Annotated in this window: 18 protein-coding genes, 1 tRNA gene and 1 other RNA gene; 8 read left to right on the top strand and 12 right to left on the bottom strand. The window is 65.7% G+C overall.

The genetic code is table 11. From position 1 onward, the window contains the following. Window positions 1–119 precede the first annotated feature (119 nt). Window positions 120–1,154 carry an SIR2 family protein gene (locus I2488_RS16140; RefSeq protein WP_196276844.1) on the top strand — a complete coding sequence of 345 codons (1,035 nt, stop codon included), beginning with the start codon at window positions 120–122 and terminating at the stop codon, window positions 1,152–1,154. 33 nt (window positions 1,155–1,187) lie between these two features. On the opposite strand, the gene I2488_RS16135 is transcribed toward I2488_RS16140, so the two are convergent. The 3 genes from I2488_RS16135 to I2488_RS16125 form a co-directional block, all read right to left on the bottom strand. Then, window positions 1,188–2,207, bottom strand: a complete 1,020-nt coding sequence (locus I2488_RS16135; RefSeq protein WP_343071100.1) for an MlaA family lipoprotein — start codon at window positions 2,205–2,207, stop codon at window positions 1,188–1,190. A 117-nt stretch (window positions 2,208–2,324) separates the two neighbouring features. Then, complete coding sequence (locus tag I2488_RS16130) at window positions 2,325–2,660, bottom strand: YbaB/EbfC family nucleoid-associated protein (RefSeq protein WP_039337431.1); 336 nt, start codon at window positions 2,658–2,660, stop codon at window positions 2,325–2,327. After that, window positions 2,657–4,474, bottom strand: coding sequence for a DNA polymerase III subunit gamma/tau (locus tag I2488_RS16125; protein ID WP_196276843.1), 1,818 nt, complete (start codon window positions 4,472–4,474; stop codon window positions 2,657–2,659). The genes I2488_RS16130 and I2488_RS16125 overlap by 4 nt, the downstream gene beginning before the upstream one ends. A gap of 97 nt (window positions 4,475–4,571) precedes the next feature. Here I2488_RS16125 and I2488_RS16120 point away from each other — a divergent pair, with 97 nt between their 5' ends. After that, window positions 4,572–5,060 carry a DUF4188 domain-containing protein gene (locus I2488_RS16120; RefSeq protein ID WP_196276842.1) on the top strand — a complete coding sequence of 163 codons (489 nt, stop codon included), beginning with the start codon at window positions 4,572–4,574 and terminating at the stop codon, window positions 5,058–5,060. Here I2488_RS16120 and ffs read toward each other — a convergent pair. The 3 genes from ffs to hrpB all read right to left on the bottom strand — a co-directional run bounded on the left by ffs (window position 5,059) and on the right by hrpB (window position 7,967). Then, an RNA gene (gene ffs / locus I2488_RS16115) (signal recognition particle sRNA small type) lies at window positions 5,059–5,153 on the bottom strand. The genes I2488_RS16120 and ffs overlap by 2 nt on opposite strands. Before the next feature lie 51 nt (window positions 5,154–5,204). Beyond that, the gene (locus I2488_RS16110; protein ID WP_118074704.1) at window positions 5,205–5,483 is read right to left on the bottom strand and encodes an ETC complex I subunit; all 279 of its coding nucleotides are present in this window, start codon (window positions 5,481–5,483) and stop codon (window positions 5,205–5,207) included. 33 nt (window positions 5,484–5,516) lie between these two features. After that, window positions 5,517–7,967: an ATP-dependent helicase HrpB gene (gene hrpB / locus I2488_RS16105; protein ID WP_196276841.1), complete on the bottom strand. Its 2,451-nt coding sequence runs from the start codon at window positions 7,965–7,967 to the stop codon at window positions 5,517–5,519. A gap of 99 nt (window positions 7,968–8,066) precedes the next feature. On the opposite strand from hrpB, the gene I2488_RS16100 reads away from it, so the two are divergent. After that, a complete protein-coding gene (locus I2488_RS16100) occupies window positions 8,067–8,213 on the top strand; it encodes a hypothetical protein (RefSeq protein ID WP_196276840.1) in 147 nt (48 codons plus the stop codon). On the opposite strand, the gene I2488_RS16095 is transcribed toward I2488_RS16100, so the two are convergent. The 3 genes from I2488_RS16095 to I2488_RS16085 form a co-directional block, all read right to left on the bottom strand. After that, complete coding sequence (locus tag I2488_RS16095; protein ID WP_196276839.1) at window positions 8,214–8,756, bottom strand: hypothetical protein; 543 nt, start codon at window positions 8,754–8,756, stop codon at window positions 8,214–8,216. 65 nt (window positions 8,757–8,821) lie between these two features. Continuing rightward, window positions 8,822–9,838, bottom strand: coding sequence for an aldo/keto reductase (locus I2488_RS16090; protein WP_196276838.1), 1,017 nt, complete (start codon window positions 9,836–9,838; stop codon window positions 8,822–8,824). 31 nt (window positions 9,839–9,869) lie between these two features. Continuing rightward, window positions 9,870–10,883, bottom strand: coding sequence for a polyprenyl synthetase family protein (locus I2488_RS16085; RefSeq protein ID WP_196276837.1), 1,014 nt, complete (start codon window positions 10,881–10,883; stop codon window positions 9,870–9,872). A gap of 101 nt (window positions 10,884–10,984) precedes the next feature. On the opposite strand from I2488_RS16085, the gene I2488_RS16080 reads away from it, so the two are divergent. After that, window positions 10,985–11,275, top strand: a complete 291-nt coding sequence (locus tag I2488_RS16080) for a chorismate mutase (RefSeq protein WP_196276836.1) — start codon at window positions 10,985–10,987, stop codon at window positions 11,273–11,275. A gap of 152 nt (window positions 11,276–11,427) precedes the next feature. Here the strand turns inward: I2488_RS16080 and I2488_RS16075 are convergent, their stop codons facing one another. After that, window positions 11,428–11,895 carry an Lrp/AsnC family transcriptional regulator gene (locus I2488_RS16075; protein WP_144906518.1) on the bottom strand — a complete coding sequence of 156 codons (468 nt, stop codon included), beginning with the start codon at window positions 11,893–11,895 and terminating at the stop codon, window positions 11,428–11,430. Between the two features lie 260 nt (window positions 11,896–12,155). Between I2488_RS16075 and I2488_RS16070 the strand changes: the two genes are divergently transcribed. The 4 genes from I2488_RS16070 (at window position 12,156) to I2488_RS16055 (ending at window position 17,213) form a co-directional block, all read left to right on the top strand. Further along, window positions 12,156–13,934, top strand: a complete 1,779-nt coding sequence (locus I2488_RS16070; protein ID WP_196276835.1) for a sensor histidine kinase — start codon at window positions 12,156–12,158, stop codon at window positions 13,932–13,934. Further along, on the top strand, window positions 13,931–14,944 hold the full coding sequence (locus I2488_RS16065) for a polysaccharide deacetylase family protein (RefSeq protein WP_196276834.1): 1,014 nt from the start codon (window positions 13,931–13,933) through the stop codon (window positions 14,942–14,944). The genes I2488_RS16070 and I2488_RS16065 overlap by 4 nt, the downstream gene beginning before the upstream one ends. A gap of 49 nt (window positions 14,945–14,993) precedes the next feature. Next, window positions 14,994–15,070: transfer RNA gene (locus tag I2488_RS16060), tRNA-Ile, on the top strand. Window positions 15,071–15,326: 256 nt separating this feature from the next. Next, window positions 15,327–17,213 (top strand): ABC-F family ATP-binding cassette domain-containing protein, encoded by a 1,887-nt coding sequence (locus tag I2488_RS16055; RefSeq protein WP_196276833.1) that lies wholly within the window; start codon window positions 15,327–15,329, stop codon window positions 17,211–17,213. Here the strand turns inward: I2488_RS16055 and I2488_RS16050 are convergent. Together I2488_RS16050 and I2488_RS16045 are read right to left on the bottom strand one after the other, a co-directional pair. Beyond that, complete coding sequence (locus tag I2488_RS16050) at window positions 17,107–17,994, bottom strand: hypothetical protein (protein ID WP_196276832.1); 888 nt, start codon at window positions 17,992–17,994, stop codon at window positions 17,107–17,109. The genes I2488_RS16055 and I2488_RS16050 overlap by 107 nt on opposite strands. A 564-nt stretch (window positions 17,995–18,558) precedes the next feature. Continuing rightward, window positions 18,559–19,326, bottom strand: coding sequence for a hypothetical protein (locus I2488_RS16045; RefSeq protein ID WP_196276831.1), 768 nt, complete (start codon window positions 19,324–19,326; stop codon window positions 18,559–18,561). Window positions 19,327–19,578: the final 252 nt, after the last annotated feature.

Here is a 19,578-nt window from a genome sequence, read left to right as displayed (position 1 = left end):
CCGCTGTGGATCACGGCATCCTTGCCGCACTGTGGACCTCGCCGGCGCGCAATACGTAAACCGGATGTTAGGTATAATTGCGCATTGGGGTTGCCGGACTGGAAGGATCGCCACCCCGCATGCTGCGAACGAGGACAACGCTGATCATCGGCGCCGGGGCGAGCGCCGAGCTCCAGTTTCCGTCGAACGCGGAACTGCTCGCCCGCATCATCCAAGGCTATGATTTCAAGCGCACTGCCTCGGACACCTCGACCCGCGATGGCCAGTTGCTCCTGCGCAACATCTACAAACTGGCGGAAAGGCTCAACAAGAAGGTCGGCGATGTCGCTGCTGCGGCCGAGCGCCTGCGCAACGCCTGCCGACTTGGTCGCTCGATCGATACCGTGCTCGAACAGTACGATCACGATCCGCTCGTGCTGGCTTGCGGCAAGCTCGCCATCACCTTCTTCATGGGGCAGGCCGAATCCCGCAGCAACCTCAAGGACGTGCCACGTGTCGAGGGCGAACTGCCGCTTCAGGGCAAGATCGCCGAGTACTGGATCTACCAGCTCGGCCAGCTGATCACTTCGGGCGTGCCGCGCAGCAAGATCGGGCAGACGCTGGAACAGCTCACCATCATCAATTTCAACTACGACCGATCGCTCGAGCACTTCCTCCCCTACGCCCTGGTCATGGCTTACGGCATCGAGCTCAAGGAAGCGCAGCAGGTCATCGCCGAAAAGCTCGACATCGTGCACCCGCATGGCTCGATCGGCCGCCTGCCCTGGCAGAAGGGTGAAGCGCCGCAGGCCGAATGGGGCGTGGAGCAGCCCTGGAACATCCACGCCATCGCAGCGCAGCTCAAATCGCTCAACGAGCGCAGTTCAGACCGCAATGCCCTGCGCGACATCCGCCTTTCCGTTGCCAGCGCAAAACGCCTCGTTTTCCTCGGCTTCGGCTTCCAGCCGCAGAACGTCGACCTGCTGTTCGAGAACACGCTGTCGCACAATCCCGAAGTGCTGATCTCCACCTATGGCATGAGCAGCGGCAACGCCGCGACCGTCGCCCAGATGATCAGGCGTCTGGCGGGGCTGGAAAGTCCCGAACAGCTGATGATCTCGCCCAACAAGGCGTGGGAAGTCCTGCGAGATTATTCACTGCTGCTGGAAAGCTGAGTCCCCGTGCTGGCGGTGACTCAGCTTTTCCCATCAAGGCAGCGGCTGCACCACCGGCTCGGAAACGAACACCGGCGCAAGCGGCGCTGCAGGAACCGGCTCACTGACTGGCGGAGCAGGCGGCAAGGTCGGCGGCGGGGTCGGCGTCAGCGCGGGCAGCTTGACCGAGCCTTCCTTCTGAAAGTCGGCCTTGCCCTTCAACGCATCGATCTCGGCCTGCCGCGACTTTAGGTAAAGCTCGCGATACGATGCGTAGGGATTTGATTCCTCGCGAATGCGCTTGAACAGCTCATCGTTGGCCACGCGCTCATCAAGCGAGCGAATCACGAAGCTGCCATAGACATAGCCGGGATTGCGCAGTGGCCCGCCGATCGCGAATGGCATCAGGAAGCGGTCGATGCCCAGACCGATCACGTCGCGCAGGGTGGTCGGGCCGACCAGCGGCAGGAACATGTACGGTCCCGGCCCGATGCCGTAATAGCCGAAGGTGTAGGCAAAGCCGTTGCGCCGATACGGCAGGTTGAACGGCTTGTTCTTCGCAACATCGATCACGCCACCGACGCCGATGGTCGAATTGATCGCAAACCGGCCCACAGTCTCGGCAGCCTTGCCCGGCTTCAGCTGCAGCAGGAAATTCAGCGCAACAATCGGCTCGGTCAGGTTGCGCAGGAAGTTCCGCAGGCCCATGCGGATCGGGCGCGGCACGCCCTTTTCATAGACGTTGGCCACCGGCGCGATAACGGCATCGTCCACCGCCTGCACCGCGTCGTAGCTCGCCTGATTGACCGACTGCATCGGGTCTTGCTTCGGCGCCTTCTCGCCGGAGACGACGATGGCCTGATCGTCCTGCCCGATCTGGTCGAGCGAAGGCGCGGGCGCTTGCGGCAAGGCAACGGGCGTCGAAGGCTGCGGGTCGGACGGAGCGTCTTGCGGAAGCGGCGTTGCTGCGCCCGCAGCAGAACCTTGCGCGTCCTGTACCAGCGCAACTTCGGGTGCTGCCGGCGCGTCCACGGCGGGGACGGCAAGCAGGGCAGCACTGGCAAGCAAGGTCACGCTCAATCAGGAATTCCTGTCCGGTTCATCATTCTACCGCACAGCCTTGGCCTGCCCCCAGCCACGCCGCAAGTCTTGTTGACGCAATTCATCGCCAGCCCGCACCGGGCCGACCGGTCAGAACGGCAGCTTGAAGCCCGGCGGAATGCCCGCGGCCATCTGCACCTTCTGCATCTCTTCCGCTGCTGCAGCATCGGCCTTGCCGCGCGCGTCGTTGAACGCTGCCGCAACGAGATCCTCGAGAATGCCCTTCTCGGACGGTGCCAGCAGGCTTTCGTCGATGTTCACGCCGATCACGCGCCCCTTGGCCGAGGCCTTGATCTTCACCAGCCCGCCACCGGCCGCGCCTTCGACCTCGATGTTGTCCAAGGTCGCCTGCGCGTCCTCCATCTGCTTCTGGATGGTCTGCGCCGCCTTCTGAGCGGCCTGGATCATCTCTTCCATCGACTTCATGCGCGTTTGCTCCAGGGTCTCTTCTCGTGCTCTCGCGAGCTTTCCTCATCAATGATCACCGCGCCCGGAAAGGCTTCCAGCGCCGCCTTGACCAAGGGATCTTCCTTCATCGCCGCGTCCGCCGCCGCCACCTTCGCGGCCTTGGCTTCCTCGAGGCTCGGCAGGGCATCGCCCTCCCCGCGCTCGACGATCCACGCTTCGCCGGTCACGTGATTCAACGCGCGCCGGATATCCGCCGCCGGATCGTTCGGCAATCCCGGCGCCAGCTGATAGCGCAGCAATCCGGGCTTCAGCTCAACCACCCGCACGCCCAGCCGCATCGTCGATCCGACCAGTGGCGAGACATGCTCGACCTGCTCGACCAGCCCTTCCCAATCCATCGCAGGCGCAACAGGCGCTTGCGCGACGGGAGCGGATGCCGCGCCCACCTCTGCGGTCTGCGCCACGACCACGGGCCGTGAAGCGATCTCTTCCAGCTTCTTCACCAGCCCGCCCGGATCGGGCAGGTCTGCCGCATGCATTACCCGCAGAAGCGCCATCTGCGCCGCCACCAGCGGGTCGGGCGCAACCTTCACTTCTTCATAGCCCTTCAGCAAGAGCTGCCACAGCCGGTGCAACTGCCCCGCCGAAAGCGCCTTGGCCCAGCCCTCCAGCGCCTCGCGCTCCTCGGTAGAGCGCACGTCCGGGCCGACGCCGCCGATCTGCGTCACGGTGACGCGGTGAACCACGTCCATCTGCGCGCGCATCATCGCGATCGGCTCGATCCCCAGCGCATACTGCTGCGCCACTTCGGCCAGCACTACGTCACCCTTGCCGGATAGCACGGCATCGAGCAGGCGGCGCTGCATGGTCTTGTCGGCAAGGCCCAGCATCTGCCGGACCTGCTCCGCCGTCACCCGCGTCTTGCCGTCCTCGCTGCCAACCAGATCGGCATGGCTGATTGCCTGGTCGAGGATCGACAGACCATCGCGCACGGAACCTTCGGCGGCGGCGGCGACCATCGCAAGCGCTTCGTCCTCGGCCTCGACGCCTTCCTTGCCGCAGATCATGCCGAAGTGGCTGGCCAGCAGCGGGGCGGGAATGCGCTTCAAGTCGAACCGCTGGCAGCGCGAGAGCACCGTCACCGGCAGCTTGTCCACCTCGGTCGTCGCGAAGAGGAACTTCACATGCGCCGGCGGTTCCTCAAGTGTCTTCAGCAAGGCGTTGAAAGCATTGCGCGACAGCATGTGGACTTCGTCGACGATGTAGATCTTGTAGCGCGCCGAGACCGCCGCATAGCGCACCGCCTCGATGATCTCGCGCACGTCATCAACGCCGGTATTGGACGCTGCGTCCATCTCGATCACGTCGATGTGGCGGCCCTCGGCAATCGCCCGGCATGGCTCGCACACCCCGCAAGGATCGATCGTCGGCCCGCCCTGCCCGTCGGGACCGATGCAGTTGAGCGCCTTGGCAATCAGGCGCGCGGTCGAGGTCTTGCCCACCCCGCGCACGCCGGTCATCAGGAAGGCATGGGCCAGCCGGTCGCGCTTGATCGCATTGGCCAGCGTCTGCACCATCGCGTCCTGCCCGATCAGCTCGGCAAAGGTCTGCGAACGGTACTTGCGCGCCAGCACGCGATAGGGCTGCGCCGTCGGTGCAGCGGGCGGCGCGACCGGCGCGGGAGCGGGCGTCTCGCGCACGACCTCAACCGGTGCAGCCGGCACCGGATCACCGAACATCGAACTCTGCCCCGCCGCTTCAAGCTCGGCGGCAGAAGGCTTGTTCTCCTCCTCTTGCGGAGGATCGCCAAACATGTCGGTGGAATCGGCCATCGCTGCCTAGGTAAGCACTAGCGGCCCGATTGTCGAATGCCCCGAAGGCCTGAATCGGTGGATTGACTCATAAGTTGCATAATGCAACCTTCGTTTCATGACCTCAGTCCTTCCAGGCCGCCTCACCGCAGATTTTGACCGCTCGCTGGTGGTCTTCGTCATCGGCATGCGCATCAACCACTTCCGCAAGGTGGGCAAGTGGCTCCCCGTCGCGCGCGCGATGGGGCCGATGATCGCCGAACTCGCGCGAAACCCGCAAAGCGGCTTCCTCGGCACCGAGACCATGATCCGCGATCTCCGCACAGTCGTGCTCCTGCAGTACTGGCGCGATTTCGACAGCCTCGAAGCCTACGCCCGCGACCGGGACCAGAAGCACTGGCCAGCCTGGACCGCCTTCAACAAGGCGATTGGCGGCGACGGCACCGTCGGCATCTTCCACGAAACATATGCGGTCTCAGCCGGTGCCTACGAGACGATCTACGGCAACATGCCGCCCTTCGGCCTCGGCAAGGTTGCCGGACTTGTCCCGGCCACGGGCAAGCGCAACGACGCACGCTCGCGCATGAAAGCGGCAACCGAGGGGTGAAATAGGAGCCGGCCGACCCGCCGCAACCCGTTGTGGCTGCTTCCTTCCGGACCTGACCAGGTTGGCGGACGCAAGCGTCCGACCGACTCCCGGCGCGGCATATGGAGAGGAAGCGGGGGCTTGTCCAGCCCCACCCGATCCAGCTTACCTAAAATTATCCGCGTAGCTCTGCAGCTTCAGCTTGCGCGGCGGAGTCGGGATCACGCGTACTTCGATGCCATAGCGGTCTGCATAGGCCTGCGCTTCTTCCTGCGAGTTGAACGCAAGCGTCACCTGGCTCTGCGTGTCGCCCGAACCGGCCCAGCCCATCAGCGGGTCGGGACGGCGCGCTTCGGCAGGTTCGAATTCGAGCAGCCAGTCGCTGGTCCGGGCCTTGCCGGACTGCATGGCGTTCTTCGGGCGCTGATAGATGCGTGCTGACATGGCTTCGCGCTTGCACACGAATCAACCCGCAAATCAAGTCCGCTTTTGCGCGTTAAATGCGTTCTTCGTCTTGAGGCTCGGGTCCTCGGCCCAAGGCTCGTCCGGCCAGCGGTGCTTTGGGTAGCGGCCCTTCATGTCCTTGACCACGTCGCGCCACGATCCGCGCCAGAAGCCGGGCAGGTCGGCCGTGGTCTGGATCGGCTTGTCACCCGGACTGGTCAGGCTCAGCAGCAAAGGCTTTGGCGGTTGCCCCACGCAGGGATGCCGCTCCAGCCCGAACAGCGCCTGCACCCGCAATTCCACGCAAGGCCCGCCCTCGTGCCCATAATCGATGGCATGGCTGGTCCCGGCAGGCGAACGGAACTCCGCCGGTGCCAGCTTGTCGAGCGCCTGCCGCTCGTTCCAGTCGAGCCGATTGAGCAACGCCTCGTGCAGCTTGCCCGCGCCGATCTGCAGATCGCGCCGCCCCGCCAGCAATGGCCCCAGCCACTCCTCCAGCCCATCAAGCAAGACCTGCTCCGACAGTGCCTCCAGTCCGGCATACCCCGCCCGCACGATCAGCGCCTTCGCCGCCTCTCCCAGCGGCAGAAGCGCAAGGCCACCCTCGCGAACAACCTCGACCAGCTTGGCCACCACGGCGTCAGCGTCCGGCTTGGGATCAGGCACCCGCGCCAGCACGATCGCGCCGAGCCTGCGCTCGAGCCGCGCCTCCACACGCCCCTCTGCAGCATTCCAGGTCAGCGAATGCCGCTCCTCCATCCGGTGCGAAAGGAAGCGCGTAACCTCTTCATCCTCCAGCGACACCGCAGCGGTAATGCGCGCGCCCTTGGCCTCGCCTTGCGCATCCCCGATCACCAGCCGTTTCGCCGTCGCCAGCGGCGATGCCGGATCAAGCCGATAACCGCGCCCGCCGGACGCCAGCCATTCCTCACCCGAAGCGCCTCGCGCCCGAGCGATCCGGTCCGGAAACGCTTCGGCCAGCAATACGCCCAGCGGAACCTCGGCACTTTTGCCTCTTGTAGCCAGCTTCTGCGCCATTTGCGCCCACCGCACCGCCAGCTTGCGCGATCCTTCGGCCCTGCTCCCGCGCTCGCCCGCCCAGCGGTCCAGCCGTCGCGCCAAGTCCTCGCCGCGCCCGCCCAGGCCACGCTCCTGCAGCAGCAGGGCCAGTTGCGCTGCCTCATCGGCCTGCCCGCGCTCTGCAGCAAACAACAGCATGTGCGCCAGCGCCGGCTCCATCGGCAACCGCGCCATCGCGCGACCATGCGCGGTGATGCGTGCTTCGGCGTCCAGCGCACCCAAGGCCTGCAAGGCTCCTCGTGCCGCTGCCATCGCTGCAACCGGCGGCGGATCGAGCCAAGCCATGGCTGTCGGATCGCCCGCTCCCCACTGCGCCAAGGTCAATGCCAACGGCGCCAGATCGCTCGTAACCACCTCGGGCGGATCGAAGGCAGGCCGCCCCGCATGCGCCGCCTCTTCCCACAGGCGATAGGCCACCCCCGGCCCCTGCCGCGCCGCACGCCCCGCCCGCTGCGCTGCCGAAGCCTGACTCGCCCGCGTCGTCACCAGCCGGGTCACGCCCGCCGCCTTGTCGAACTCCGCCCGCCGGGAAAGCCCCGCATCGACCACCACCGAAACGCCGTCCAGCGTCAGCGAAGTCTCGGCAATGCTCGTCGCCAGCACCACGCGCCGCCGCCCTTGCGGATCGCGTCGGATCGCCGCGCGCTGCCCTGCCGGTTCCACCTGCCCATGCAGCGGCAACACCAGCGCCTGCTGCAGGCGCTCCGCCAGCAAGTCCGCCGTCCGCTCGATCTGCGCCACGCCCGGCAGAAAAGCGAGAATATCCCCCGTCTCCTCCCGCCACGCCGTCCGGATCGCCGAGGCCATCGCTGCCTCGATCTTCACATCAGGCCGCGCGCCGAGCCACTTCACCGTCAGGGGATGCGCCTTCCCCTCGCTCTCCACCACCGGCGCGCCGTCCAGCAGCGAGGCAAAGCGCGAACCATCAATGGTGGCCGACATCACCACGATACGCAGGTCCTCGCGCAGCACACCTTGCGCTTCCGCCGCCAGCGCCAGCCCAAGATCGCTGTCGAGATGCCGCTCGTGCGCTTCGTCGAACAGGACCGCAGAGATGCCCTGCAACTCCGGATCGTTGAGGATAGTCGAAACGAAGATCGCCTCGGTCACCACCAGCACCCGCGTCTTTGCCGAACGCTTGGCATCAAGCCGCGTGACATAGCCGATGGTCTGCCCGGCCTCCTCGCCCAGCAGCTCGGCCATCCGCTCGGCGGCAGCGCGCGCAGCCACGCGGCGCGGCGAAAGCACGATCACTTGGCCCGTGCACCACGGCTCGGCCAGCAAAGCCGGTGCCACCGCCGTCGTCTTGCCCGCCCCCGGCGGCGCGATCAGCACCGCGCTCTGCCGATCTCGCAGGGCGGCAAGCAGGTCGGGCAGGACGGCATGGATCGGCAGGTCGCTCACCCGGCGCGCTTTACGGCGCATCGCGCATCGAACGCAACGATTTGCGCCCGGGGCCGTTCAAGCTTGCATCAGCCTGTTGGTGCGATAGGGCCGGGAGAGATGAAGAGCACGCTGGAATTCGTCGTGGCGCTGACCACCGGCCTGCTGTTCAGCGGCGCGGTGATCGGCGCGACCGTGCTCGGCATCGGCGCAGTCTGCGGCGGCAGTTGCTATTGGCTTTGGCGGCGTTTCGGACGCCGCAAGTAATCAGCAGGCCCGACGGAACAGCCACGCACAGGCCAGCCAAACCGCGCTCCACACCAGCGTGATCGCCACCGCCTCGACAGTGCCGCCAGCCGCCACGCCTGCGACGATCTGCGCGACAACCATCGCCAGCATCGCCCGCACCAGCCCTTGCGGCGAGAACCGCCCGACCGCCGCCATCACCAGGCCGACGACCGGCACGGCCATGAACCAGAGGTTTGCGGCATCACCCTCCGAGCCGACCAGACCGACGGCCAGATTTGCCCAGACCAGAACCAGCGCGGCACCGATCCCCAGGAAGGCGCCTGCACGATAGGCGAGGTTTCCGCTCAACCGTACCGCCACTTCCAGTGCTGCGCCCGTCCCGCCCAGCAGCACTGCTGCCGCCAGGAAATCGCCCGCAGTCCAGTTCACGCCCCAGTGCAGGCGATCTTCGAACAGCATGCCGACCATCGGCAGCAACAGCAGGAATGCTGCCGCCCCCCAGCCCACCGGACGCAGCCAGCCAAGGTCAAGAACGGCAGAATTGGCGTTACGGCTCAACATCTTGGTCAACTCCGGCAAGACCCGCAAAGAATGCTTCTCCTGCCCGAAAGTCGTCAAGCCGTCCATCACCCCATTGGATAAGGAATCTCGCGGCTCACACGGTCGATCGCTTTCATCACCTCGGCAGGCAGGACGAGGTCCGCCGCCGCCAGGATCGGATCGACGTGCTCGTCCTTGCTGACCCCGACGATGGTCGAGGCGACAAAATCGTGCTGCTTCGACCATGCCACGGCCATCGTCACCGGATCCAACCCCGCTTCGGCAGCAATGCCGATGAAGCGCTCGGTCGCGGCAATGCTGCGTTCGTTGACGAAGCGCTTGCCCATCGCCGCCTGCCGCCCTTCCATCGCCAGATACCGCGAGAAGCGCGCACCCTCGGGCCGCGCTCCGCCACTGTACTTGCCCGAAAGCACGCCGCCCGCGATCGGCGAATAGGGGATGAGGCTGACACCTTCCTTGCGGCAGACCTGCGCCAGTTCGTCCTCGAAACGGCGATTGTTCAGGCTGAAGTTGTTCTGGATCGTCTGGTAGCGCACCGTGCCGAGCTTCTCGGCACTGGCGATCGACTTCATCAGCCCCCAGCTCGTCTCGTTCGAACAGCCGGTGATCCGCACCTTGCCCGCCTGCACCAGCTCGTGCAGCACTTCCATCGTCTCGTCATAGTCGGTGTCGTGATCGGGCCAGTGGGTCTGGTAGAGATCGATGTAGTCGGTGCCTAACTTGCGCAGGCTGCCTTCGATCGCGGTCTCGATGTTGCGCCGGTCGAGCGCGGTCATGCCGCTGCGGCAGGGCGATTTGAACCACACGTGGCTCGGCCCGGAAACCTTGGTGGCCAGCACGATGGCATCGCGCGGCTTGGTCTTGAGCCACTTGCCGACGATTTCCTCGGTGCGTCCTACCCACTTGATGTCGGGCGGCACCGGATAGCCTTCGGCGGTGTCGTAGAAGTTGATCCCCGCGTCATAGCAGCGGTCGAGAATGCGCAACGACGTTGCCTCGTCCACCTGGCTGCCGAAAGTCATCGTCCCCATGCAGATATCGGAAACGACTATGGCCGACCGGCCGAGGCGACGATGCTGCATCAGGTTCTCCCGTTATACTTTTGAAACTGGATCAGAATCTCCGCGCGACGGCGAAGAGCGCGGCTTCCGTCATGGCGACCTTGGCCGCGCTTGCCGGGAAGCCGGCAATCGCGTCGATCGCCCGCTGCGCATACATCCGCGCCCGCTCGCGCGTGGCGTTGACCGCGTCATGCCGCCGGATCAGTTCGATGGCATGGGCAAGGTCGGCGTCAGACGAGCGGTCGCCGGCAATCGCCTCCTGCCAGAACTTGCGCTCCTCGGCATCGCCGCGCGCATAGGCGAGGATCACCGGCAGGGTCATCTTGCCCTCGCGGAAGTCGTCGCCCTGGTCCTTGCCCATCTCGGCAACTTCGGAATCATAATCGATCGCATCGTCGGCCAGCTGGAACGCGATGCCAAGGTTGCGACCATAGGAATCGAGCGCCAGTTCGTCGGCCTCGTCGCGCTCGGCCACCACTGCCGCGATCCGGCATGCCGCCGAGAACAGCGCCGCCGTCTTGGCCGCGATGATGTCGAGGTACATTTCCTCGGTCGTCTCGATCTGCCGCTGCGCCACCAGCTGGTCGACCTCGCCTTCCGAGATCACCGCCGATGCGTTCGACAGGATGCGCAGCACCTTGAGGCTGCCGTCCTCGACCATCAGTTCGAAGCTGCGGCTGAACAGGAAGTCGCCCACCAGCACTGTCGCCGGATTGCCATAGACGATGTTCGCGGTCTTCTTGCCGCGCCGCATGTCCGAACCGTCGACCACGTCGTCGTGAAGCAGCGTCGCGGTGTGGATGAACTCCACCGCCGCCGCCAGCTTGTAGTGCCGCGATCCGCCGTAGCCGAGCAGCGATGCGCTCGCCAGGGTCAGCATCGGCCGCATCCGCTTGCCGCCGCCGGCAATCAGGTGCCCGGCCAGCGTCGGGATCAGCGGGATGCGCGATTGCATCCGGTCGAGGATCACGGCGTTGACGCTGTTCATGCCCTCGGCAACGAGGGCCATCATCGGCGCCAGCGAAGGTTCGGCCTTGCGCGGCAGAGTGTGGACGGTCGCAGTCATCGGATAGACCGCTTGGCGGCAAGGGCGGCGCTTGGCAAGACGCAACTTGCACTGTAGCGGCGGCTCAGGACCTTTGGGCAAGATTTGGACGGGGTAGATTGATGAGCGAAGATCCGGTTCTGGCAGGCTATCGCCAGTCCATCGACAACATCGATGCGGCGATGATCCACATCCTCGCCGAACGCTTCCGCATCACCCAGGCCGTCGGCGCCCACAAGGCCGCGCACAAGCTTCCCGCCTCCGATCCGGGCCGCGAGGAACGCCAGATCGCCCGCCTGCGCAAGCTGGCCGAAGACGCCAAGCTCGATCCCGAATTCTCCGAGAAGTTCCTGCGCTTCATCATTCAGGAAGTGATCCGCCACCACGAGAAGGCGGCGGGGTCGTCGGACTGACGTCCGATGCCCACCCCCAACCCCTCCCGCCTGCGGGAGGGGAGTACAAGCGTCCCTCTTGAGCCCTCCCGCAGGCGGGAGGGCCGCGAGACTTAGCGAGCCGAAGGCGAGTTTAGTCGCAGCGGGGTGGGCCTTCATGCAGCGCCACCATATCAATCCTCCAGCGGCACCCCGGGCACCTGCTTGGCCGTACGGATCGTCAGCGAAGTCTTCACGCTCGCCACGTTGGGTGCAGGCGTCAGCTTGCTGGTCAGGAATTCCTGGAAGCTCTGCAGGTCGCGGCTGACGATCTTGAGGATGAAGTCGATCTCGCCGTTGAGCATGTGGCACTCGCGCACTTCGGGCAGGGTGCGCATGTGGTCCTCGAACTGGCGGAGCGATTCCTCGGCCTGGCTCTTGAGGCTGACGAGCGCGAACACAGTGATGGCAAAGCCCAGCTTCGAGGCATCGAGATCGGCGTGATAGCCGCGGATCACTCCGGCATCCTCCAGCGCCCGGACACGCCGCAGGCACGGCGGTGCAGTAAGCCCTACGCGCTGTGCCAGTTCGACGTTGGTGACGCGGCCCTCTGCCTGCAGTTCGGCAAGCAAGCGCCGGTCGATACCATCAAGGGTTGCCATTCTTTTTGTACGTCCGTTTCGCTGAACCCCGGCCGGGGAATTCGGAAAGAAGCATGAGTCGCAACTTTCCGCACAAAATCCGCAGTCCAAGATAATTTTATTGTTTCATATTGCAATCGTCCCACATTGCAACGCCGTGGATAGCCACCTTTGCGCAAGAGGCACGATTTGTTAGGTTTATGGGGGCTAATCCCTTGCGGCTATCCCCATTGACCGCGGCATCGTGCTACGGTCCCGCTGAACCCGAGCGCGGAGCCTTGATGATCGTCGATGACCGCCTTGAGACCGTGCTGCGTACCAACGTGGCCGGCAAGACGGCAGCCAGAACGCAACTGCGCCAGCTGGTCGACCTGCTCGGCCCGGTGCCGCTTGCCGGGTGGAATCGCCAGCATGCCGGCGCGCTGCAGCGGATCGATTCGCTGGTCGCCCTGCTCGACGACGAGGAATGCGCCGCCGTGCTGCGGTCGGCTCCGCACCGCTCGCCGATCCTGGTCTACCACTTCGCCCAGTGCGGCCCACGCACCGCCGCCGCGGCTGTCGCCGCTGCCCGTCTCGCCAGCGAGGACTGGCTCGCCCTGATCCCGCGCCTGCCGACGCAGACGCGCGGCTTCGTCCGGCACCGCTCCGATCTGTCGCAGGACGTCCGCGACCTCCTGTCGCGCCTGGGCATCAACGACTTCCTGCTGCCGCAACCCGAAGCGGCCGAAGCCGCACCTGCCGCACCATCCGAACCGCTCGATCTGATCATCCCGCTGGAGGAAGCGGAGCCCGATCCCGCGCCGGTCGAACAACACCAGCCCGAACCCGAACCCGAACCGGTTTCAGCCGAAGTGCGGGCGCAGGACGGCATCGGCGCGATCGTGCGCCGGATCGAGGCCTTCCGCCGCACGCGCGAGGAACGCGCCGCAACCCCTGCGCTCGCCTCCCGCGGTGACGGTCTTGCCCCGCTGCTGCCGTTCGGCGAGGAACAGCACGTCCCGCGCAAGCCTATTGCCTCCATAGACTTGCGCACCGATGCCCTCGGCAGCGTCGTCCACGCATCTGTTGACCCGCCGGGGATGCTCGTCGGCAGCCGCGTGTTCACCGCCGATCCTGCTGCACCGGTGCATTGCAATGCCGGCATGGCCATGGCCTTCCGCCTGCGCCAGCCGATCACCGCCGGCGCCTTGGAAATCGAGGGCGCAGAATTCGTCGCCGGCAGCTGGCAGGCCGACGGCACGCCGCTCTTCGCTCCCGATGGCGGGCGCTTCACCGGCTACCTGCTGCGCCTGCGCCGCCCCGTTGCCGCGCACGAAGATCCGGCACCGTCGCCGCATCTCTCGCTTGCCGCCGAGGCCGATCGCTTGCGCCAGTTGCTCCACGAACTGCGCACCCCGATCAACGCGATCCAGGGCTTCGCCGAAATGATCCAGAGCCAGGTCTTCGGCGCCACCCCGCACCAGTACCGCGCCATGGCCGCCAGCATCGCCGCCGACGCCGCGCAGATGCTGGCCGGCTTCGAAGAGATCGAACGGCTCGTCAAACTCGAATCCGGCGCCATCGGCATCGACAGCGGACAGGCCGATGCCACCGCCATTGTCGCCCGCCTGATCGAACAGGTCTCGCCGATCCTGGCCGCCCGCAATGTCCGCCTCGCCGTGGCCATGCCGCCAAGGCCGCTCGCTGTCGCCTTTGCCGCCGACGAGATCGAGCGCAGCGTCTGGCGCCTGCTCTCGGTCGTCGCCACCAGCGTCGCTCCCGCCGAGCGCATGACGATCTCGCTCGACGAACACCCCGGCCGTGCTGCGCTGTCGATCACTCTCCCCGCCTCGCTTGACCGGCTCGATGACGAAGCGCTGTTCGCCCCGGAAGCGCCTGTCGGTGGCGGCGCGCTGGCCGCATCGGCAATGCTCGGCAATGGCTTCGCCCTGCGCCTCGCCCGGGCGGAGTTCGAAGCCGGCGGTGGCTCGCTAAATCGCGAAGGCTCCCGCATCGTTGTCGAGCTGCCGCTCACCGAAGCAGTTCCTGCCGATCGCGCTGCGGGCAAGAACGCGGCATGACCACGGCCCCTCTGTCACCACAGATCCTGCGGTTTCCGGCGCCCGATGACTTCGTCACCTTCGCGCCCGGCTTCGGCACGCGCTTCGTGCTTACGGTCGATACCGAGGAAGAGTTTGACTGGTCCAAGCCGCTCGATCGCACCAGCCACGGCCTTGACCACATTCCCCGCCTCGCCAAGTTCCAGCAGTTCTGCGAAGGTGCAGGCGTCAAGCCGATCTACCTCGTCGATTTCCCGGTGGCGAGCGATCCGCGCGCAGCAGAAGTGCTCGGCGACGCGGTCAGGGCGGGCCGTGCCGAGATCGGCGTGCAACTCCACCCTTGGGTGAGCCCGCCGCATGACGAGCACGTCAATGTCCACAACAGCTTCGCCGGCAATCTCCCCGCCGAACTCGAGCGCGCGAAGTTCCGCAAGCTGCGCGATACCATCGAACAGGCGTTCGGCGTCGGCCCGATGATCTACCGCGCCGGGCGCTATGGCGTCGGCCCCAACACCGCCGCGATCCTGTCGGACTGCGCGATCGCGATCGACACCTCGGTGCGCTCGCGCTTCGATTACAGCTCGACCGGCGGACCCAACTTCCGCGATCATCCCTTGCGCCCATGGTGGATCGACCGGCGCGGTGGCCTGATCGAGATGCCGCTGACCACCGTGTTTGCCGGCCTCCTGCGCCAGCATGGCCCCGCGCTCTATCCGGCGCTGTGGCGCGTTCCCCGCCTGCGCGGCGCGCTCGCACACCTCGGCCTGCTCGATCGCATTCCGCTGACTCCCGAAGGCGTCACGCTCGACGAAGCCCTGACCGGCATCGACATGGCGCTTGATGATCGCCTGCCGCTGCTGGTGTTCTCGTTCCACAGCCCCTCGCTGCGCCCCGGCCTCACGCCCTACGTCCGCAGCGAGGAAGACCTTGACCTGTTCTACGACTGGTGGCGCGGCGTCTTCGCCTACCTCGCCCATCGCGGCGTCGCCCCGGCCAGCGTCCACGAGATCATCGCCGCAGCGCAAGTCTGATCCCGCCACCTTGCCAAGCGCGCCACGTCCCGCTAGCGGAAGTCGCGATGGGCCTGTAGCTCAGTTGGTTAGAGCTGGCCGCTCATAACGGCTAGGTCGCGGGTTCAAGTCCTGCCGGGCCCACCATCACCCCAACCCAGTCTGGCCGTGTTGTGCAGCCAAAGTGGCGGCATCTCACCTTCATCTTCCCCCTTGATGGGGGAAGGATACCGCAGCTTGCGGGCTTGCCCGCTAGCGAAGGTTGGATGGGGGTGACGCGCGCAGGCACCGTGATGGGTTTCAACTCCGCTTGCCTACATGGGCCAAACATGACAGGACCCCGCGCGCCCGATCCAACCTGATTTCCCCCTGATTTTCCCGAAGCGGACGCCAGTCTTTTCCCATGCTTACCATCAACGGCATCACCGTGCGCCTCGGCGGACGCGACATCATTTCCCGCGCCTCGGTAGCGGTGCCGCCACGCGCCCGCGTCGGTCTGGTCGGACGCAACGGCGCAGGCAAGTCCACGCTGGTCAAGGCGATCATCGGCGAGATCGAACCCGACGAAGGCGCCATCGAGATGCCGCGCCGCACCCGCCTCGGCTACCTCGCGCAAGAAGCGCCAGCCGGCAGCGCCACGCCGTTCGAGACCGTGCTTGCGGCCGATGTCGAACGCACCCAACTGCTCGCAGAAGCCGAGACCTGCACCGACCCGAACCGCCTCGGCGATGTCCATGACCGCCTGCTCGCCATCGATGCCTACAGCGCCGACGCACGCGCCGCGCGCATCCTCATCGGCCTCGGCTTCGACGAGGAAATGCAGGCTGCCCCGCTCGACAGCTTCTCCGGCGGCTGGCGCATGCGCGTGGCGCTCGCCTCGCTGCTGTTCTCCGCGCCCGACGTGCTGCTGCTCGACGAGCCTTCGAACCACCTCGACCTTGAAGCGACGCTGTGGCTGGAGAACTTCCTCAAGGCCTATCCCGGCACGCTGCTGCTGATCAGCCACGAACGTGACCTGCTCAACAACGTGGCCGACCACATCGTCCACCTCCACGCCGGCAAGCTCACGCTCTACCCCGGCGGCTACGACAGCTTCGAGCGGCAGCGCAACGAGCGGCTGGCGCAGCAGGCGGCGGCGCGTGCGGCGCAGGAAGCGCAGGCCGACCGGCTCCGCGACTACATCGCCCGCAACTCCGCCCGCGCATCGACGGCCAAGCAGGCGCAGTCGCGCGCCAAGATGCTGGCCAGGATGCAGCCGATCGCGGCAGTGGTCGAGGATCCCTCGCTCAGCTTCGACTTCCCCGATCCCGAGGAACTGCGCCCCCCGCTGATCACGCTCGACCTCGCTTCGGTCGGCTACACTCCCGGCAAGCCGGTGCTGCAGCGGCTCAACCTGCGCATCGATCCGGATGACCGCATCGCGCTACTCGGCCGCAACGGCAACGGCAAGACCACGCTCGCCCGCCTGCTCGCCGCGCAGCTTGCGCCGATGGACGGGGCGATGACGGCGACGGGGAAGATGCAGGTCGGGTACTTCACGCAGTACCAGGTCGAGGAGATCGCCGATGGCGGCACCCCGCTCGAACTGATGACGCGGGCGATGGAGGGCAAGAGCCCCGCCGCCGTCCGCGCGCAGCTGGGGCGCTTCGGCTTCTCCGGCAACCGCGCCACGAGCGCGGTCGGCACGCTGTCAGGCGGTGAGCGCGCCCGCCTTGCCCTCGCCCTCGTCACTCGCGACGCGCCGCACATGCTGGTGCTCGACGAGCCGACCAACCACCTCGACATCGACGCGCGCGAGGCGCTGGTGCAGGCGCTCAATGCCTACAAGGGCGCGGTGATCCTGATCAGCCACGACCGGCACATGGCCGAACTGGTGGCCGACCGCCTGGTCCTCGTCGACGGCGGCACCGCCAAGCCGTTCGACGGCAGCATCGAGGACTACATCGACTTCATCCTCGGCCGCAACCAGCCCAAGACCGACAGCGGCAGCAGCGACACGCAGGCCAAGAGCGGCGGCGCGCAGCAGGACCGCAAGGCGCGGGCCACCGCGCGCGAGACGTACAAGGCGCTGCAGAAAGCCCAGAACGAGGCCGAGAAGCGCGTCGCCAAGCTGCAGGCCGAGCTGGCGCAGATCGACCGCGCGATGTTCGAACCGACAAGCGCCGCGCCGGAATTCGCCAAGCTCACCATGGGCGACCTGTCGCAGCGGCGAGCCAAGGTTGCGCAGGCGCTGGAGGAAGCGGAAGCTGCGTGGCTGGAAGCTGGCGAGGCGCTTGAATCGGCCAGTTGAAGCTCGCCGAGAGTAACGCCGGGGCCGAAGTTCCGCACTTCAGCACGCCGAGGGGTTTACGGGGTTTACACGGTTCAGGGGGGCTTGGCGCTTCCGCTGTTTGCTCGGGCGTGGGCGCAGTCAAGCGGGACCCCGGGTCTCGCCCGGGGTGACGGGGGGATTGGTTCTCCGCCTCCTCCGCCTGCGCCTCTCGCTCCTCCTCGTCCTCGTACCCGAACAGCGCGGCGAGGCGGGTTTCGGTTTCGGCGGCGCGGGTGGCCCAGGTCTGGCGGGCGGCTTGTGCGGCCTCGGCGGTGTAGAGCTTGTGGGCGTCCTGCCAGTCGTCCCAGGCCTCGTCGGGTTCGTCGTCGGTGGGATAGGGGCAGGCGCGCTTGAAGTCCTGTTCGGCTTGGCGCTCGCAAGCGGCGAGGAAGCGTTCGCGGGCCGGGTTGGCAAAGCCGGTGGCGGTGGCGGTGTCCTCTCCCCCGGCGAGCGCGAGGAGCATGTGGTCGAAGTCCTCGGCGAGGTGGTGGACGGCCTTGGGCGCGGCGGCGGCGCGGGCGTCGAGCCGGGCCAGATGGGCGAGCAGCAGCCGCGCGTCGAAGCGCCGGCGCTCGCCCACCGCCTCGCCCCGGAACCAGATCGTCTCGGTGGTGCCATGGAGCGCGCGGGCGGCGAGGACCTGCTCGGCCGCCTCGCGCGCATGGATCAGCGCCGCGTCCCAGCCAGCGGCAAAGGCCGGATCGCGGCGACGGCGGACATAGGCCGTCTGCTGCGACACCCCCGCCACCCGCGCCGCCATGCGCACCTGCCCATGGCGGCTGAGGTGATCGAGAAACTTCGCGATGCGCGTCGGCGTGAACTGGTTGGGGTGGAGGAGTGCGGCTTCCGCCGACGCAAGCGGGAGGGCGCTCCCCTTCTCCTCCCCTCCCGCAGGCGGGAGGGGCTGGGGGTGGGCCTTTCCTTCATCTTCTGTGAAAAACCCAAGTTCGCCTGACGGCGAATGCCCACCGCCCCCCAGTTCGCCTGACGGCGAATGCCCACCGCCCCCCAGTTCGCCTGACGGCGAATGCCCACCCCTAACCCCTCCCGCCTGCGGGAGGGGGACTGACGCCGCGCGCCCCTGCCCCCTCGCGCCAAACGCAGGCAGAGCATCATCGGGCAGCCCGATGTCCCGGCTCGCGGGAATCCATCCCCTGCCGAAGGAGGAAGGCTGATGCGGATCGGCGGCGTGCGACATGGGCGGCTCCCGTTTGGAACGAAACGGGAACTTCTAGGCGAAGATGGGGGGTGTAGGAAAATGGTTTTTAGATTTGTGCAGAGACGCGGGGAAGAAGGGAAGCCGGTTGTAGCGGCTAGCCAGATTTCAATGGCGAGGATTGCTTTTGGCAGCGCTTTTACTCACGCGCCCTTCCTTTGTTGCCAAAACTTCGCAGGCCGCCAGAAGCCGTACCCCGTAACATTGGCTGGCATCTCGTACGAACGCCGGATTGACTAACCATATCCAAAGGGCGCACCCGAAAATTTGAAAAAGCAACAATGCCGCAGCAGCCTCATTAAGGCCATTAGCATCACCTTCGTATATCATAAGCGTTACATTTATGATTATTGAAATTATCAGAACGGCAATTCCAATTTTCTTAAGTCCTAGTAGATTTCTTCTAAATCCATAAGATCTATTTTCGGAGTGTATTAGGAAGAACTTTTTCTCGTCACGCGTCTTCTCTCGCAACCAAGAGATAGCAGCATCGAATGCTGCATCAGACCCTTGAGGGTCATGGTCTTGCTCTGCCTTAGTCGGCAGAACTATGCCATGGGCTCGGAAGCACTCATGGTAGCGGGCGCGGACCAAAGGTGAAAGTTTTTCGCCATCGTGCCTTAAGATTGCAACTGTGACAGAGCTTCCGAGCTCCCCTTCAGCCTCAATTTTTCGACCCAGCCTGCGTCCCCATTGCATCATCAGCATAGTAATCGCTGCGGAAAATCCTAAGGAGCTTAGGGCAGTCGCAATGTTCATTGCATTTGGCAGCCACACTGAAATCAATGCAAAAATCGGTAGGGTGCATAACAACGCAGGATATGCCTGCGCCGTCCTCTCGTACTGATTAAAGCCTATCGAGAATGACTGCTTCAAAACCAACTCTCCACATGTTCATGGAACGGGCCTGAAGAAACAGGGCCAATGCTAGGCCGCTTGGCATAACCATGACGCCAGTTTAGCAGTTCCCCCTTCGTTGCCGCCCAATTATAACCTCTCCGCGTAACTGCTCACGAGGTTGGCAGAAAATGGTTGCGCGGTGACTCGGAGTTTGATTCACCCTTGGGATGGCCCCACCCCCGCTTCATGTGCTGAGCGAAGCTGAGAAGAACGAGCTTCTGCTTGCGC

Origin of the sequence: Novosphingobium jiangmenense (assembly GCF_015694345.1) — a bacterium.
Lineage (GTDB): Bacteria > Pseudomonadota > Alphaproteobacteria > Sphingomonadales > Sphingomonadaceae > Novosphingobium > Novosphingobium jiangmenense.
This window is presented reverse-complemented; position numbering and strand designations above follow the sequence as displayed.

Bases quoted from the DNA above. Each gene is read 5' to 3' on its own strand.
- I2488_RS16110 (WP_118074704.1), bottom strand. From the start codon at position 5,483: ATGTCAGCACGCATCTATCAGCGCCCGAAGAACGCCATGCAGTCCGGC.
- I2488_RS16120 (WP_196276842.1), top strand. From the start codon at position 4,572: ATGACCTCAGTCCTTCCAGGCCGCCTCACCGCAGATTTTGACCGCTCG.
- I2488_RS16050 (WP_196276832.1), bottom strand. From the start codon at position 17,994: ATGGCGGCGCGGGTGGCGGGGGTGTCGCAGCAGACGGCCTATGTCCGC.
- I2488_RS16075 (WP_144906518.1), bottom strand. From the start codon at position 11,895: ATGGCAACCCTTGATGGTATCGACCGGCGCTTGCTTGCCGAACTGCAG.
- I2488_RS16080 (WP_196276836.1), top strand. From the start codon at position 10,985: ATGAGCGAAGATCCGGTTCTGGCAGGCTATCGCCAGTCCATCGACAAC.
- I2488_RS16065 (WP_196276834.1), top strand. From the start codon at position 13,931: ATGACCACGGCCCCTCTGTCACCACAGATCCTGCGGTTTCCGGCGCCC.
- I2488_RS16090 (WP_196276838.1), bottom strand. From the start codon at position 9,838: ATGCAGCATCGTCGCCTCGGCCGGTCGGCCATAGTCGTTTCCGATATC.
- I2488_RS16055 (WP_196276833.1), top strand. From the start codon at position 15,327: ATGCTTACCATCAACGGCATCACCGTGCGCCTCGGCGGACGCGACATC.
- I2488_RS16130 (WP_039337431.1), bottom strand. From the start codon at position 2,660: ATGAAGTCGATGGAAGAGATGATCCAGGCCGCTCAGAAGGCGGCGCAG.
- I2488_RS16125 (WP_196276843.1), bottom strand. From the start codon at position 4,474: ATGGCCGATTCCACCGACATGTTTGGCGATCCTCCGCAAGAGGAGGAG.
- I2488_RS16140 (WP_196276844.1), top strand. From the start codon at position 120: ATGCTGCGAACGAGGACAACGCTGATCATCGGCGCCGGGGCGAGCGCC.
- I2488_RS16070 (WP_196276835.1), top strand. From the start codon at position 12,156: ATGATCGTCGATGACCGCCTTGAGACCGTGCTGCGTACCAACGTGGCC.
- I2488_RS16100 (WP_196276840.1), top strand. From the start codon at position 8,067: ATGAAGAGCACGCTGGAATTCGTCGTGGCGCTGACCACCGGCCTGCTG.
- I2488_RS16085 (WP_196276837.1), bottom strand. From the start codon at position 10,883: ATGACTGCGACCGTCCACACTCTGCCGCGCAAGGCCGAACCTTCGCTG.
- I2488_RS16095 (WP_196276839.1), bottom strand. From the start codon at position 8,756: ATGTTGAGCCGTAACGCCAATTCTGCCGTTCTTGACCTTGGCTGGCTG.